General features: G+C 72.9%; 15 protein-coding genes and 1 riboswitch. Of the genes, 9 read left to right on the top strand and 6 right to left on the bottom strand.

Going from position 1 to position 14,714, the window contains the following annotated elements; all coding sequences use genetic code 11:
* Both C1J01_RS36845 and C1J01_RS36840 read left to right on the top strand, forming a co-directional pair.
* On the top strand, positions 1–2,736 hold a 2,736-nt coding region (locus C1J01_RS36845; RefSeq protein ID WP_181449174.1), incomplete at its 5' end, for a carboxypeptidase regulatory-like domain-containing protein.
* Between the two features lie 22 nt (positions 2,737–2,758).
* Complete coding sequence (locus tag C1J01_RS36840) at positions 2,759–3,802, top strand: LacI family DNA-binding transcriptional regulator (protein WP_111183593.1); 1,044 nt, start codon at positions 2,759–2,761, stop codon at positions 3,800–3,802.
* A gap of 2 nt (positions 3,803–3,804) precedes the next feature.
* On the opposite strand, the gene C1J01_RS36835 is transcribed toward C1J01_RS36840, so the two are convergent.
* The gene (locus C1J01_RS36835; protein ID WP_111183592.1) at positions 3,805–4,377 is read right to left on the bottom strand and encodes a hypothetical protein; all 573 of its coding nucleotides are present in this window, start codon (positions 4,375–4,377) and stop codon (positions 3,805–3,807) included.
* Between the two features lie 165 nt (positions 4,378–4,542).
* On the opposite strand from C1J01_RS36835, the gene C1J01_RS36830 reads away from it, so the two are divergent.
* Positions 4,543–4,995, top strand: coding sequence for a YbhB/YbcL family Raf kinase inhibitor-like protein (locus C1J01_RS36830; RefSeq protein WP_111183591.1), 453 nt, complete (start codon positions 4,543–4,545; stop codon positions 4,993–4,995).
* 69 nt (positions 4,996–5,064) lie between these two features.
* The gene (locus C1J01_RS36825) at positions 5,065–5,499 is read left to right on the top strand and encodes a CBS domain-containing protein (RefSeq protein ID WP_111183590.1); all 435 of its coding nucleotides are present in this window, start codon (positions 5,065–5,067) and stop codon (positions 5,497–5,499) included.
* A 220-nt stretch (positions 5,500–5,719) separates the two neighbouring features.
* Here C1J01_RS36825 and C1J01_RS36820 read toward each other — a convergent pair whose 3' ends face one another.
* Positions 5,720–6,472, bottom strand: coding sequence for a glycoside hydrolase family 25 protein (locus tag C1J01_RS36820; RefSeq protein WP_111183589.1), 753 nt, complete (start codon positions 6,470–6,472; stop codon positions 5,720–5,722).
* A gap of 12 nt (positions 6,473–6,484) precedes the next feature.
* Positions 6,485–6,629: riboswitch (cyclic di-AMP (ydaO/yuaA leader) on the bottom strand.
* A gap of 354 nt (positions 6,630–6,983) precedes the next feature.
* Here C1J01_RS36820 and C1J01_RS36815 point away from each other — a divergent pair.
* Both C1J01_RS36815 and C1J01_RS36810 read left to right on the top strand, forming a co-directional pair.
* Positions 6,984–8,690 (top strand): SpoIIE family protein phosphatase, encoded by a 1,707-nt coding sequence (locus C1J01_RS36815; protein ID WP_181449173.1) that lies wholly within the window; start codon positions 6,984–6,986, stop codon positions 8,688–8,690.
* A gap of 55 nt (positions 8,691–8,745) precedes the next feature.
* Entirely contained in the window at positions 8,746–9,435 is a 690-nt protein-coding gene (locus tag C1J01_RS36810; RefSeq protein ID WP_111183587.1) for an HAD family hydrolase, read from the top strand.
* Positions 9,436–9,438: 3 nt separating this feature from the next.
* Here the strand turns inward: C1J01_RS36810 and C1J01_RS36805 are convergent, their stop codons facing one another.
* Together C1J01_RS36805 and C1J01_RS36800 are read right to left on the bottom strand one after the other, a co-directional pair.
* On the bottom strand, positions 9,439–10,443 hold the full coding sequence (locus tag C1J01_RS36805) for a hypothetical protein (protein ID WP_111183586.1): 1,005 nt from the start codon (positions 10,441–10,443) through the stop codon (positions 9,439–9,441).
* Positions 10,444–10,574: 131 nt separating this feature from the next.
* Positions 10,575–11,021: a CBS domain-containing protein gene (locus tag C1J01_RS36800; RefSeq protein ID WP_111183585.1), complete on the bottom strand. Its 447-nt coding sequence runs from the start codon at positions 11,019–11,021 to the stop codon at positions 10,575–10,577.
* A 173-nt stretch (positions 11,022–11,194) separates the two neighbouring features.
* Between C1J01_RS36800 and C1J01_RS36795 the strand changes: the two genes are divergently transcribed.
* Together C1J01_RS36795 and C1J01_RS36790 are read left to right on the top strand one after the other, a co-directional pair.
* Positions 11,195–11,998, top strand: coding sequence for a universal stress protein (locus C1J01_RS36795; RefSeq protein ID WP_111183584.1), 804 nt, complete (start codon positions 11,195–11,197; stop codon positions 11,996–11,998).
* Positions 11,995–12,492, top strand: coding sequence for an ATP-binding protein (locus C1J01_RS36790; protein WP_111183583.1), 498 nt, complete (start codon positions 11,995–11,997; stop codon positions 12,490–12,492). The genes C1J01_RS36795 and C1J01_RS36790 overlap by 4 nt, the downstream gene beginning before the upstream one ends.
* Here C1J01_RS36790 and C1J01_RS36785 read toward each other — a convergent pair.
* Entirely contained in the window at positions 12,456–13,490 is a 1,035-nt protein-coding gene (locus C1J01_RS36785; RefSeq protein WP_111183582.1) for an NAD(P)-dependent alcohol dehydrogenase, read from the bottom strand. The two genes, C1J01_RS36790 and C1J01_RS36785, sit on opposite strands and share 37 nt — an antisense overlap.
* A gap of 96 nt (positions 13,491–13,586) precedes the next feature.
* On the opposite strand from C1J01_RS36785, the gene C1J01_RS36780 reads away from it, so the two are divergent.
* Complete coding sequence (locus tag C1J01_RS36780; RefSeq protein WP_111183581.1) at positions 13,587–14,183, top strand: TetR/AcrR family transcriptional regulator; 597 nt, start codon at positions 13,587–13,589, stop codon at positions 14,181–14,183.
* Here C1J01_RS36780 and C1J01_RS50415 read toward each other — a convergent pair.
* A partial coding sequence (locus C1J01_RS50415; protein WP_220040269.1) for a hypothetical protein occupies positions 14,180–14,714 on the bottom strand: 535 nt, incomplete at its 5' end. The two genes, C1J01_RS36780 and C1J01_RS50415, sit on opposite strands and share 4 nt — an antisense overlap.

Below are 14,714 nucleotides of genomic sequence, written 5' to 3'. Positions count from 1 at the left end.
CTGCCCACCACCCCGCCCGCCGCCGCGGCGGTCAGGGGCACGACCTACTACGTCGACGCCGTCCACGGCGACGACTCGGCCTCCGGCCGTAACCGGGCGCACGCCTGGAAGAGCCTGGAGAAGGTGAACGCGACCACGTTCGCCCCCGGCGACCGCATCCTGCTGCGCGCGGGTCAGCGCTGGCAGGGTCAGTTGTGGCCCAAGGGCTCGGGCGCGAGCGGCGCGCCCATCACCGTCGACGCCTACGGCAAGGGCGGCAGGCCGCGCATCGACGGCGCGGGGCGGGTCGGCGACGCCGTGCGGCTGTTCAACCAGGAGCACTGGACCATCCGCAACCTGGAGGTCACCAACGAGGTCCCGCCGACCGGCACCCCGGGGGAGAATCTGCGCGACCTGCGCGGCATCCACGTCTCCGGCGACAACAGCGAGACCCTCGACGGCTTCGTCATCGACGGCGTCGACGTGCACGACGTCACGGGCCAGGTGAACTGGATCGGCGGCAGCATCGCCGACAACGCGCCCGGCGTGCGCTTCCAGACCGGCTGGGACGGCTCGAAGAAGACCGGCGGCATCGTCTTCGACACCACGGTGCCCGACGTCACCGCGCCCCCGGAGCGGGCGACCGTGCTGAACGACGTGGTCATCCAGAACTCCGTCGTCGCCGACACGTCGTTCGCCGGCATCGTGGTCAAGCAGTACACCGGCGACGGCAGCAACGACGCGGGCGAGACCATCGCGACGGCCACCGGCTGGGGCACCCGGCAGAGCGCCGACGACCCCAGGTTCACCCCGCACACGAACATCGTCATCAGGAACAACCACATCAGCCAGGCCGGCACCGACTACGGCTGCAACGGCGTCTACCTGACGAACGTGCGCGGCGGGCGCGTCGAGCACAACGTCGTCCACCGCACCGGCACCTCCGGCATCGAGTCGTACTTCTCCGACGACGTGACGATCCAGTTCAACGAGGTGTACGAGACGCGGCAGAAGGCCGGCGGCGCCGACTCCAACGGCATCGACCCCGACAAGGGCACCACCCGGCACGTCGTGCAGTACAACTACGTCCACGACAACGGCGACGGCGTGCTGCTGTGCCAGTTCGCCTTCGGTGACGCCGTCGTCAGGTACAACGTCATCGCCGGCAACAGCCGCTACCAGATCTACCTGCACTCCGACCGCGCCGCCAGCGCCAAGATCTACAACAACACGATTTACAACGACAAATCCGCGTTCCTCATCTACGGGTATGGCTCGTACCTCGAAGCCCGCTACGACATCAGCAACAACGTGTTGTACTCGACGCGGCCCGCGACGCTGACGACCAGCCCGACCATCACCTACGACCACAACCTGTACGGCGGCGCGGACCTCGCGGTGCCCGCGAGCGACGAGCACGCGGTGGTCGCCGACCCGCACTTCGCCGGCGCCCCCCTCGACGGCCCCTACGGCACGCCGGAGACCGGCCCGCGCCTGGAGACCGCGTACGGGCTGCGCGTCACCTCCGGCTCGTACGCGATCGACACGGGCACGCGGATCGACGGGAACGGCGGGCGCGACTACGCGGGCCGGCCGCTGTACAACGGCGCTCCCGACCTCGGCGCCTTCGAGTACGCCACGGCCAGGGGCGCCGACGGCGAGGCGGTCACCGGCACCGTGCGCGGCCCGTCCGGCACCCCGGTCGCCGGCGCCACCGTGACCGTGGCGGGCGCGAGCGCCACCACCGGCCCCGACGGCCGGTACGCGGTCAAGGATGTGCGCTTCGGCGACGTCACCGTGACGGCCGCCAAGGACGGCTACGACCCGGCGACCGTCACCGCCCGCGTCCGGTTCGGCAACGTCGCCACGGCCAGCCTCACCCTGACTCCGAACAGCACCGCCGGCACGGTCACCGGCCGCGTCCTCGACCAGGCCGCCCGGCCGCTGCCCGGCGCCGCCGTCACCGTCCTGGACGGCGACCGCCCGCTCGCCACCGCCACCAGCGGCGCCGACGGCGGCTTCACCGTGACGGACGTGCCGATGGGGGAGAGGTACACGGTCCGCGCCGAGGCCGACGGCCACCTCCCGGCGACCCGGACGGGCATCGCCGTGGAGCCCGTCACGGAGACCGACGCGGGCGCGCTGCTCCTCCTCGCCCCGAGCGCTGAAACGGTGGCCGAGCACACCTTCGACGACCTGCCGGCCGGGCCCCTGACCAGCGGCGACGGCCTCGTGGTGAGCGGCGCGGGCGGCGGCGTCGAGGTCGTCGAGACCCCGGACGGCAAGAGCGCCAGGCTCACCCGCACCGCCAACAGCGGCAGCACCAGCCTGTCGCGGACGTTCGCGCTGAACGGCATCGTGACCGTCGAGGCGGAGGTCATGAGCGAGGAGCCGTACACCTCCGGCAACCACTGGTGGGGGGTGCCGTACATCAGGGGCACGAACGGCCAGAACGCCGTCAGCGTCGCCTTCACCAAGAACATGATCGTCGCCTACGAGGGCACGGTCACCAGGACGCTCGCCGCGTACGAGCCGGGCCGCCGCTACCGTGTCTCCATCGTCATCGACACCGTCGACCAGCACTTCGACCTCTACCTCGACGGCCGGCGCGTGCTGGACGACGCCGCCTTCCGCGCCCCGCTGGACGCCGTGGCGCAGGTCGACTACTACGCCAACAGCTCCAACTACGGCAGCGTCACCATCGACGACTTCCGGGTCTCCCAGGGGCTCGCCGTCGAGGGAGCCGCGAGCGCGTGACGCCGATGCCACAATGACCGGCATGCACGACGGGCCCAACTCCCCGCCGACGCTGCACGACGTGGCCCGGGAGGCCGGCGTCTCCGTCGCCACGGCGTCGCGCGCGCTCAACGGCAGCACGCGCAACGTCAGGTCGGAGAACGCCTCCCGGGTGCGGGCGGCCGCGGCCAAGCTCGGCTACCAGCCGCACCTGTCGGCGCAGGCCATCGCGAGGGGCTCGACCAGGACCGTCGCGCTGGTGGTGCGCGACGTGGCCGACCCGTACTTCTCGGCCATCGCCGCCGGCGTCGGGCGGGCGGCGGAGGCGGACCGGCTCATCGTCACCATGGCGGTGGCCGAGGGCTCGCCCGAGCGCGAGCTGGAGATCGTCAGGACCCTGCGCGGCCAGCGTCCGCGCGTCATCATCGTCGCCGGCAGCCGCGTCGACGGCGCCGGCACCGGCGACGCCCTGGCCGAGGAGCTGCGCCACTACCGTACGGCCGGCGGGCGCGTGGTGCTGATCAGCCAGCCGGACCTGCCGTTCCCGACCGTCACCATCGACAACCGCGGCGGCGCCGAACGGCTCGCGACGGCGCTGCTCGGCGCCGGTTACCGCCGCTTCGCCGTCCTCACCGCGCCCCCGGAGATCCGCACGTCGCGCGAGCGGCACGAGGGGTTCCTCGCCGGGCTGCGCGGCTGCGGCGTGCCCGAGCCGCTCGTCATCGAGACGGGCTTCACCAGGGAGGGCGGCTACGAGGCGGCGCGGCGGTTGGTGACGCGCGGGTTCGAGGACGTGGAGGCGGTGTTCGCGGTCAACGACGTGATGGCGATCGGCGCCATGACGGCCTTCCGCGACGCCGGGGTCGTCCCGGGCGCCGACATCGGGGTGGCGGGGTTCGACGACATCGCCTCGGCGGTGGACGTCGTCCCCGCGCTCACCTCCGTGGCCGTCCCGCTACGCGAGGCCGGCGCCCGCGCCATGCGGCTCGCCTTGTCACAGGACGAGACGGCGGGCGCCGAGTCGTCGGCGGAGATGCCGACCCACGTCGTCCTGCGCGACAGCACCCACGTCCGCCCCGCGCCGTAGCGTCAGCGGGGCCGGACGCGTCCGAAAGAGGCGAACCAGTGGGCCATCGCCTCGTCCCGGCGGCCGGCCACGTGCGACTGCAACGACTGCCTGGTCACCGTCCGCGCCATCTCGCGCAGCTGCCAGTGCTCCGGCTCCACCTGGGCCTGCACCAGGCCCGCGGCCAGTATCGCCGCCAGCGCCATCGCCGCCCGCGGCGGCACCTGCTCGTCGAGGTCGCACTCCTCCAGCATGTCGGCCAGGCTCGCCGACCAGCCCGCGCGGATGCTGCGGGCGCAGCTCTCCCGCGCGACGTCGAGGCGCACCGCGTCCCACACCGCGTCCACGAGCGCGGCCGCCTTCGCCTCCAGGCTCTCGCCGTGCAGCAGGGACGCCAGCTCTACCGCGTGGGCGAGCGCGAGCTGGGCGGCGAGCGCGACGTACGCGGCGGTCGAGACCGGCGGGCCGGGCTCGTCGAGCTGTGCGTCGAGCCGCTCCAGCAGCTCCCGGTACCGGCCGCGCGCGGCGTGGACGTCCGCCGCGAGCGCCGGTGAGCGCTCCGGGCCGAGCGCCCCGTCCTGTTCCTCCAGCGTCATAGCAGTGAGCATCCCAACGAGCGCCGGGCGGCTCGCCGGCTCATGTCTCCGTGTCGCGGAAAATCCAGGTAGGCGCTGGCATCCGGCGGCATCGCCTGCTTTGACCGCTGACCAGGCGCTTCGCGGCCGGGTGTGGAGCGGGACGGCCGGGGAAGCGGGCAGGACATGGCTGGCATCACACTGCGCAGCAGCGCCTTCAACGATCACACGCTCATCCCGTACGAGCACTCCCACGAGGCCGGCGACCTGTCGCCGGAGCTCGAATGGGAGGGCGTGCCCGACGGTGCGGCCGAGCTGGCGCTGCTGTGCGAGGATCCGGACGCCCCGATGGGCACGTTCACCCATTGGCTGGTCGCGGGCATCCCGCCCGACACGACGGGGCTCGACGCCGGCGCCGACCTCAAGGGGTTCGCCGCCGGCCGCAACGACTACGGCGGCCAGGGCTACGGCGGCCCGCACCCGCCGGTGGGCGACTCGCCGCACCGCTACTTCTTCCGGCTCTTCGCGCTGACCCGGCCGTCCGGACTGGCCGACGGCTTCTCCGCCGACGAGTTCCGGCGCGCGATCGACAGCAACACGCTGGCCTCGGGCACATTGGTCGGAACCTTCGGCCGCTGACCGTTACTGAGCCGCGATCTGACGGGTAGGGGGGCCGTGAACCCGGTTCGTCTACCACGGGAGGCCGATATGGGTACCTCAGGAGTCGGCAAGACCGTCCAGGACGTCATGCACAAGGGAGCCGCCTGCGTCGGCGAGAACGAGTCGCTGCGCCGGGCGGCGGAGATGATGCGCGACATGTCGGTCGGCTCGCTGCCCATCTGCGGCGAGGACGACCGCCTGAAGGGCATCATCACCGACCGGGACATCGTGGTCAAATGCTGTGCCGAGGGCAAGAACCTCGACACGACCACGGCGGGCGAGCTGGCCCGCGGGCTGGTGTGGGTGGACGCTCACACCAGCGTCGAGGAGGCGCTGCAGAAGATGGAGCAGCACCAGATCAAGCGCCTGCCGGTGATCGACAACCACCGGATCGTCGGCATGGTCAGCGAGTCCGACCTGGCCAAGGAGCTGCCCGACAGCAAGCTGGCCGAGTTCGTCCACCGGGTCTACGCCCCGGCGTGACGCGGCTCGACCGACGTCCATGACCCGCAAGCCGCGGCTGTCCGGCCGCGGCTTCCGGTTGTGGTTCATGGCTGTGGTTCATGGTTGTGGTCGCCGGCTGTGAATCATGGCTGTGCGAGGGGCCCGGCGGGGCCGCCGTCCAGGCGTCCGATGCGCGTGGCTGTCGGCGCGGGGAGCGGCCCCACCGGGCGCGGCCGCGGGGACCGCGCTTCGACGGGGGTCAGACGGTACGGCGGCCCAGGTCCCGCAGCTGGTTCACGGTCAGCGCGGAGACGTTCTGGTCGATGGGGGAGTCGGTGTACTGGTGGATCGTCCACGACTTCCAGTCGGCCGGCGGGCTCACCTGGCCCCGGGCCTTGCTGTAGTGCGCGACCCACAGCGGGTACTCCGCCAGGCCCTTGCCGTAGGTGTCGGCGAAGTTCCAGCCGCTGTAGAACATCGGCGTGATCCCGGTCTTCGCCTTGACGTACCCCAGCCACTTCTTGGCCCAGGTGTTGACCTCCTCGACGGACTTGCCGTCGGCGGTCTCGAGGTCGAGCACCAGCAGGTCGCCGGCCTTGGCGGGCTGCGAGTTCACCACGGACAGGAAGTGCTTGGCCTCGGTGATGGCGTCGTTGCGCGGGTGGCCGAAGTGGTAGGCGCCGCGGACGATGCCCTTCTTGCCGAGCTCGCGCCAGTGCCTGTCGAAGGAGCGGTCGACGAAGTCGGCGCCCTCGGTGGCCTTGATGATGCCGAACTGGGCGGAGCTGTCGGCCCAGTCGTAGGTGGCCTGGTAGTTCGAGATGTCGAGACCGTAGGTCAGAGGTTTGGCCTCGGCGGCGGGCGCCGGAGCGCGGTCGGCGGGTGCGGCGTTCGCCGCGCCGGGCAGGGCGGCGAAGGCGGTGGACGCCGCCAGGACGGCGCCGCCGACGGCGAGGCCGACACGCTTGACGGGCAGGTCGAGGCGACTCTTCAACGTACGGGGGACGAGCATGAGGGCATTGACTCCTAGCTTCCATGCCGCCTACCGGGTTAGCTGACGGGTTCGGGCTTGGAAGTGCCCTACGGGCGCAGCGTGGCGCTGGTGTCCGATTCACCCCAGAAAGGTGGGTCCCCGGTTCCGCGTGACGCGGATTCGGCGGCCGCACGCCTCCCGATCTGGGAGCGGCGTACGGTCCTGTCAACGAAGCGGCGAAGGGTTCTTTGGCCTGTGCCGCGAATAGGCAAAAAGGTATGCATCTCCCCATAGGTAGTGCAAGTGGTATGTATCGAAATCGCGTGATTTTTCGTGCGATAGGTGCTGAAACCCCGTGTATGTCGAGGTTCTGGACTGGGTAAAGTTTGCGCCCATTCGCCGTCGCGGACCGCTTCTCGCGGGGGATAAGGGACTTCTGTGACTGGTGGGTTGATCGCCGGACGTGTCGGTGGAGCACCTGACATTTTGCGAAACCCTGGTAATCGCATGGCCCGCTGAATCCGGCCGGACAGGTGTGATGGTGGGATCTATGGAACCCAGCGACGCCGTTCCCGCTCTGGAGAGGTACGGGCTCAGCCGGGAGCTCATGCGAGCCCTGCTGCGCGGAGTGCACCTGGGCCTCTACATCCTCGACGAGTTCGGCCGGATCATCATGGTCAACCCGTACACCGAGCGGGTGCTGGGGCGTTCCGCCCATGAGCTGATCGGCGCCGACGCGCACGACCTGCTGCACCGCAACCCCGACGGCAGCAAGCTGCCCCGGAGCAAGTGCCCGCAGCTCCAGGCGCTCGGGACGACCGACAGCGTGCACACCGAGGAGACGTGGTTCGTCCGCGGCGACGGGGAGCTCATCCCCCTCGGCCTCATGGGGGCGCCCATCCAGCTGGACGGCCGCCTGGGAGCGGTGGTGCTCTTCTACGACCTGCGCCGGCACAAGGCGATCGAGTTGGAGCAGGCCGCCCACCTGTCCGTGCTGGAGGAGCTGGCCGGACGGCTGTCGCTGATGGCCGAGATCAGCACGGTGCTGGCCTCCACCCTGGACAAGGAGGAGGCGCTGCGGCGGCTCACCCGGCTGGTGGTGCCCCGGCTGGCCGACTGGGCGGTGATCGACCTGCTCGGTCCCGCAGGTGAGCTGCGCAGGGTCTCGATCGTCTCCGGCAACAGGGAGGACAACGCCAGGGCGCGGCAGTGGGAGGGGGCGCTGCCCGCGCCGGACGACAGCTCCGACTCGCCGATGGCCCGGGTGCTGCGCGGCAGCCCCTCGATCCTGCTCACCGGGCAGGAGCTGGCGTGCCTCGACGGGTCTTCGTTCCGCGTCTTCCAGCGCAGGCTGCTCGACTACATCAAGCCCACGTCGGTGGTCATCGCGCCGCTGCGCACCCCGCGCCGCGTGCTGGGCACGATCTCTCTCGCCCGGTGCGCGCCCACCCCCGACTTCGACATGTCGGACCTGTCGTTGATCGACGACATCGCGGGCCGCGCCGGGCTCGCGGTGGACAACGCCGACATGTACGAGGTGCAGCGCCGCATCGCCGAGACCATGCAGCGCCACCTGATCAGCCCGCTGCCCGCGATCGAGGAGCTGGAGATGGCCGCGCGCTACCAGCCCGCGCCGCGCGGCTCCCGGGTCGGCGGCGACTGGTACGACGCGTTCCCGCTGCCCGGCGGCCTGACCGCGCTGGTCATCGGCGACGTGACGGGTCATGACCTGCAGGCGGCGGCCGACATGTCGCAGATCCGCAACATGTTGCGGACGATGGCCTGGGCGGAGCGCACGTCGCCCAGCCAGGTGGTCGCCCGGCTCGACGAGGCGCTGCCGCACATCGCCGGCGACCTGATGGCCACGCTGGTGCTGGCGCTCGCCAAGCGGTGCGAGCACGGACGGTGGTGGCTGCGCTGGACCAGCGCCGGGCATCCGCCGCCGCTGCTGGTCGGCGACGACGGCGGCGCGGTCTTCCTGGAGGGGGCCGAGGGCCTGCTGCTCGGCACCGGCCTGTCCCTGGAGCGGACCGACGCCGACGCGCTCATCCCGCCGGGCGGCACCGTGCTGCTCTACACCGACGGCCTCATCGAGAACCGCGAGGCGTCTCTCGACGACGGCATGAGCCGCCTGCGCCGCCACGCCGCCGCCCTGGCCGGCCTGTCACTCCCGGAGTTCTGCGACGAGATCCTCGACCGCATGCGCAACGACGTGATGGACGACGTCGCCCTGCTCGCCCTGCGCCCAAGACCCTGAGGACGTTCAGCCACGACCTGACCCGGCGCCCACGCTCCCCGCTAGAGTCGCGATCATGCCCCCCACCGCGGTCGTCTTCGATTTCTTCGGCACCCTGACGCACAGCACGCCGGCGCACGTCTGGGACGACCACGCCGCCCGGAGCGCCGCCCCGCTCGGCATCCCCGCGCCCGCCTGGCGCGCGATGCTGAACGACTCCTTCCCCGAGCGGGCCACCGGGGCCCTGGGCGACCTGGCGGCGACGTTCCTGACGCTGGCCCGCCGGCACGGCGTCGATCCCGGGCAGGAGGCGCTCGCGGCGGCGTGCGCGGCGCGCACGGCCTCCCAGCGGGAGCTGTTCGTCCTGCGCGACGACGCGATCCCGACGCTGAGCGCGCTGCGCGAGCGGGGGCTGCGCGTGGGCGTGCTCAGCGACTGCACCGTCGAGCTGGTGGAGGCCTGGCCGGGGCTGGCACTGTCCGAGCTGGTCGACGCCCGCGTGTTCTCCTGCGAGGAGGGCCGCCGCAAGCCCGATCCCGAGCTCTTCCGCCTGATCGCCCGCCGCCTCGGCGTCGAGCCGCGCGACTGCCTCTACGTGGGCGACGGCGGCGGCTCGGAGCTGACGGGGGCGTCCGGGTGCGGCATGCGGGCGTACATGCTCAAGGCGGCCGACTGGGCCGGGAACGACGCGCACGCGCGCGAGGACGACTGGCCCGGCCCGTTCCTGACCGCGCTGGCCGGTGTCCTCGACCTCGTGGAGGCGTGAGGTCTAGCGTCTGAAGACGCCGGGCAGCGTCAGGGTCGAGAACTGCATCTCCTGCGGGTAGACGGCGACCTGCCGGGCGCGTCCGGTGCGGGCGTCGACGGCGTAGGAGTAGGAGCGCTGCCGGCTGGAGACGAGGATCTCCACCTCGCCGGGCCCGCGCCAGACGCCGGTGCCCACCAGCCGCGCGTCCGCGGGCAGCCCGGCGACGGGCAGCTCGCGCAGCCGCCGGCCCGTCGTGGCGTCGAGCAGGGTGAGGGCGGGCTTCGGCAGGTCCATGTGCTCGACGGCGGCCACCGTGCGGCCGTCCGGGGCGAGCTCGCTGAACCAGATGAACGTGCCGTCGAACCGCACCTCCTCGCCTCCGCCCGCGAACGGCCTCAGCCACAGGTCGGTTCTGACGTGCCGGTCCTTGCCGCCCACGTGCGGGTCGAAGGCGAGGTAGCGGGCGTCGTCGGAGAGCAGGAGTTGCGAGCCGGCGCCGATCCGCTCCTCGGCGATCGCGACAGGCGAGGTCATCTCGGCGCCGGTCACCAGGTCGCGCACGACGTGCGCCCCGGCCTCGCTGTCGTAGTAGGCCAGCGCGTGCCCGTTCCTGCTGATCGCGACGGGCACCCGTAGTGCCTTGCCGGTCGAGACGAGCGCCTGCCCGACCCGGTAGACCGCGCCGCCGCGCGTGACCACCCGCCACTCGGCGCCTCCGCAGTCCGGGGGGCTCGGCTCGCACGGCGACAGGTAGGCGTGACTGATCGCGCCCACGGCGCCGCCGGGCAGGTCGCGTACGGTCCCCACCTCCTGCTGAGCCGCCGGCTGGGGCGCGCGGGGCCAGAGCGCCACCCCGCCCACCGCCGCCGTGACGACCCCCGCTCCGAGCGCCGTCACGACCGACGCGCCGGCCACCGCGAGCCGGGCACGCCGCCCGCGCCGGTGCCGGGCGATGGCCGCCTCGGCCAGGTCGACCGGCGGCGCCTCCTCCGCGAGCTCCTTCATGGCCTGGCGCAGCCTCGTCACCGGCTCACCCCTCCGGCGGGACGGGCGGTGCGCGCCGAGCCCCGCCGGCCAGAGCCGTCGTGTCCTTCCACGCGCCCCTCCTCTCACCCGTTCCCAACGCGCCCGGGCCGCGGAAAGGTTGTGCGGCGGTCTCAGCGCGTGAGAAGCCGGTCCAGGAGTGCCTGGAGGGTCACGGCGCCGATCAGCCGCCGGTCGTCGCCCACCACGGCGACCAGCGGGCTGCGGGTGCGTGCCATGAGCGCGGCCAGCTCCAGCACGGTCGCGTCGGGGTCGGTGAGCGGCAGCTCGCGCCGCTGCCGGGGCAGCGCCTCGCGCACGGTGCGGCCGTCCAGCCCGTGCAGGAACGCGTCGGCGTGCGCCTCGTCCACCACGCGGGCCAGCGCCGGATCGTCCTGGCAGTACGCGGGCACGGCCAGCCGCAGCACCTCGGTGCCGGGCAGGATCGTGACGGGCGAGCCCTCGTCGCCGACCACGATGAGACCGGGCAGATCCTGGTCGGCCAGCAGCCGGGCCGCGTCGATGACGGGGGAGTCGAGGCCGACGGTGGGGAAGTCGGCGAGCAGGTCTCGGGCGCGCATGGGGGCATCCTTCGCGATCGGGGACGGGGGACCTGCCGACCAGACTTCCCGGCGCACCGCCTCCGACGCCAACAGCGATCAACCGCATGGCGCCAGGGGGGCCTGACCTGCGCGTCGTGCGCCGGCTTTGCGACGCTGTAAAGGGAGCACTTCTTCTCATGAGGGGGTGGGCGATGACCAGGCGGATCGTGGTCGGCTACGACGGGTCCGCGCCGGCCGTGGCGGCGGTGGAGTGGGCCGCCGCCGACGCCCGGCGGCGCGAGCTGGACCTGAGGATCGTGCACGTGGGCGAGCCCACGGAAGAGAGCGCCGGCATGCTGGAGGCCGCCGCCGCCCGGGCCCGCCCCCTGACCGGCGGCCTCGCCGTCACCACGGAGTCGCGCACCGGGAACGTCGTCGGCGAGCTCATCGCCGCGTCCTCGCAGGCGGACACGCTCGTGGTGGGCAGCCGGGGGCTCGGCGGGTTCACCGGGATGGTGGCCGGCTCGGTCAGCATGGGCGTGGCCGGCCACGCGCACGCGCCGGTCGTCGTCGTCCGCGGCCCCCGCGTCGTGGAGTACGGCCGCGTCGTCGTCGGCTACGACGGCTCCGAGCAGGCGGAGGCGGCCATGGAGTTCGCCGTCGAGCAGGCCCGCGCCCGGCTGGCGCAGCTGCACGTGGTCACGGCCTGGCAGGTGCCGGTGCCCGCCCCGTACGCGCCGGCCTACGACGACCTCATCGAGGAGGCCGTGCGCGCGGAGCTGGAGGCGGCGCGCGCCCGGGTCGAGCCGTGGCGGGAGCGCAACCCCGGCCTGGTCATCACCGACGACCAGCCGCGTGACCACCCCGTCCCGGCGCTGACCCGGATCTCCGAGACGGCGGACCTGGTCGTGGTGGGCTCGCACGGCCGCGGCGGGCTGGCCGCGGCGGTGCTCGGCTCGGTCAGCCACGGCGTGCTGCACCACGTCACCTGCCCGGTCGCGGTCGTGCGCGCGTGAGCGAGGTGGCCGTGCTCGTGGGGTTTCAGGCGGCGGGCAAGAGCACGTTCTACCGCCGCCGTCTGGCGGCGACGCACGTCCACGTGAGCAAGGACGCCTTCCCCAACGCCCGCCACCGCGGGCGCCGCCAGCTCCGGCTCATCGCGGAAGCGCTGGAGCAGGGGCGCGACGTCGCCGTGGACAACACCAACCCCTCTCCCGAGGAGTGGGGCCCGCTCGTGGTGCTGGCGAAGGAGCACGGCGCCCGCGTGGTGGCCTACTGGTTCCCGCCCGACCTGCCCGGCTCCCTGGCCCGCAACCTGCCGCGCCTCGGGCGGGCGCGGGTGCCGGAGGTCGGCGTGCGGGCCACGTTCCGGCGGCTGCGCCGGCCACGCCGGTCGGACGGGTTCGACGCCGTCCGCACCGTGACGTTCGACGGCCGCGGCGGCTTCGCCGTCCTGGACGAGGAGCCGGCCGATCAGGACAGATCCGACAGGTCGAGGACGAACCGGTAGCGGACGTCGTTGCGCCGGAGCCGGTCGAACGCCTCGTTCACCTGGCCCGAGGGCAGCAGCTCGATGTCGGCGGTGATGCCGTGCTCGGCGCAGAAGGCCAGCAGGGCGGCGGTCGCGGGCCGGCCGCCGCTGCCCGCCGAGCCGAGCCGCTTGCGCCCGATGAGCAGGTCGGTCGTCCGCACGGTGACCGGGCCGAGGTGACCGACCTGGCTGAGCGTGCCGTCCATGGCGACGAGCCGCAGGTACGGGCCGAGGTCGTGGTCGGCGGCGATGGTGTCGACGACGACGTCGAACCGGTCGCGGGCCTCGGCCATCCGCGCCGCGTCCGTGGAGACGAGGAGGTCGTGGGCGCCGAGGCGGCGGGCGTCGTCCGCTTTGCCGGCCGATCGGCTGATGACCGTGGTCTCGGCGCCGAGCGCGACCGCGAGCTTGACGGCGAGGTGGCCCAGGCCGCCGAGGCCGGCCACGGCGACGCGGGCGCCCGGACCCACGCCGAGGGCGCGCAGCGGCTCCCAGACGGTGACCCCGGCGCAGAGCAGCGGGGCCGCGCCCGCGGGGTCGAGGCCGGCGGGCAGGTGGTAGGCGAACCGGTCGCGGACGACGTACTCGCGGGAGTAGCCGCCCAGGGTGGTCGATCCGTCGTGGCGGTCGGTGCCGCCGTAGGTCAGGGTCGGGAACGCGTGGCAGTAGTTCTCCTGGCCTGCCCGGCACATGGGGCACTCGCCGCAGGAGTCGACGATGTTGCCGACCGCGACCGGGTCGCCGGGGGCGAAGCCGGTGACCTCGGGGCCGGCCTCGGTCACGACCCCGGTGAACTCGTGGCCCGGCACCAGCGTGCCGCCGGGGTGGGCGGCGACGGCGTGCAGGTCGCTGTGGCAGACGCCGCAGTAGTCCACCCGTACCGCGAGGTCGTCGGGGCGCAGGTCGCGCCGTTCGAGGGGCGAACGCCGCAGCGGCGTCGCGGGGGCGTCGGCGCGCCAGCCCACTGTGGTCCTCATGGACGACTCCTTAAACAGACTGTTCGGTCTGTTTCGACCCTAGCTCCGCCTCGGACGACAAGCAAACCGAATGGTCTGTTTGGTACGCTGGCGGGCATGGTCGACCAGCAGCTGACCGCCCGTGGCGCCGCGACCCGCAGGCGCATCCTCGAGGTGGCGACCCGGGAGTTCGCCGAGCACGGCATCGCCGGGGCGCGCATCGAGCGCATCGTCGCCGCCGCGCGCACGAACAAGGCGCAGCTCTACGGCTATTTCGGCAGCAAGGAGGGGCTGTTCGACGCGATCTTCTTCGGCTCGCTGGAGCGGATCATGAACGTCGTCCCGATCGACGGCGCCGACCTCGCCGACTGGGCCGTGCGTCTCTACGACGAATACCTGCGCCGCCCCGACCTCATCCGGCTGGCCACCTGGGCCCGCCTGGAGCGCCGCCCGGCCGGCCACCTCGTCGAGGAGGCCGACCGTCTCGACGACCCCAAGCTGCGCGCCATCGCCGAGGCCCAGGCCGCGGGCATCGTCCGCCCCGGCGACCCGTTCGACGTGATGGCCATGGTCATCGCGATGTCCATGGCCTGGTCCCCGGTCAGCAATGTCTACGCCGCCACCGCCGACGAGCCCGCCGAGCTGCACGAGCGCCGCCGCGCCCTGCTCCGCGAGAGCGTCGGACGCGCCGTGATGACCGGCCGGGACGGCTAGGAGGGCGAGCCCGAGGTGAAAGGCCAGCGGCGGGAGATGGCGACGTGCAGGATGACGGCGAGCCCGAGGGCGTTCAGTCCGACGTGGCCGACCCAGTCGTCGGCGGTGGCCCGCTCCCACACCAGCGTGCCCGCGTACGCCTCCAGCGCGAACGCCAGCACGGCGGCGAGCACGATCACGGCGGCGAGGGAGACGACGCGCTCTGCCGCGGGCGGCAGGCGGGTCTGCAGCCACCCCTCGAACAGGATCCCGACCACCAGCCCCGCCGCGATGAGCTGCCCCGCCACGGCCGTGATGACGGCCGGGGGCACCCCGCCCGCGACGTGCACGGCCGCGTACGTCAGCGAGGCCCCGCCCACGACGGCGACGTTGGCCGACAGGATGCGCACCCACCGCCGGCCGAGCCCCGCGAACGGCCAGCCACGCCAGACGACGTAGATCCCGACCTGACAGAGCCCGGTGAGCACGAGCAGCGCCCCCAGCTCCGGGCCGCTCAGCAGCCCGCCGCGCTCGACCATGAAGTACACCGCC

Origin of the sequence: Nonomuraea aridisoli (genome assembly GCF_003236395.1) — a bacterium.
Taxonomy (GTDB): domain Bacteria; phylum Actinomycetota; class Actinomycetes; order Streptosporangiales; family Streptosporangiaceae; genus Nonomuraea; species Nonomuraea aridisoli.
This window is presented reverse-complemented; position numbering and strand designations above follow the sequence as displayed.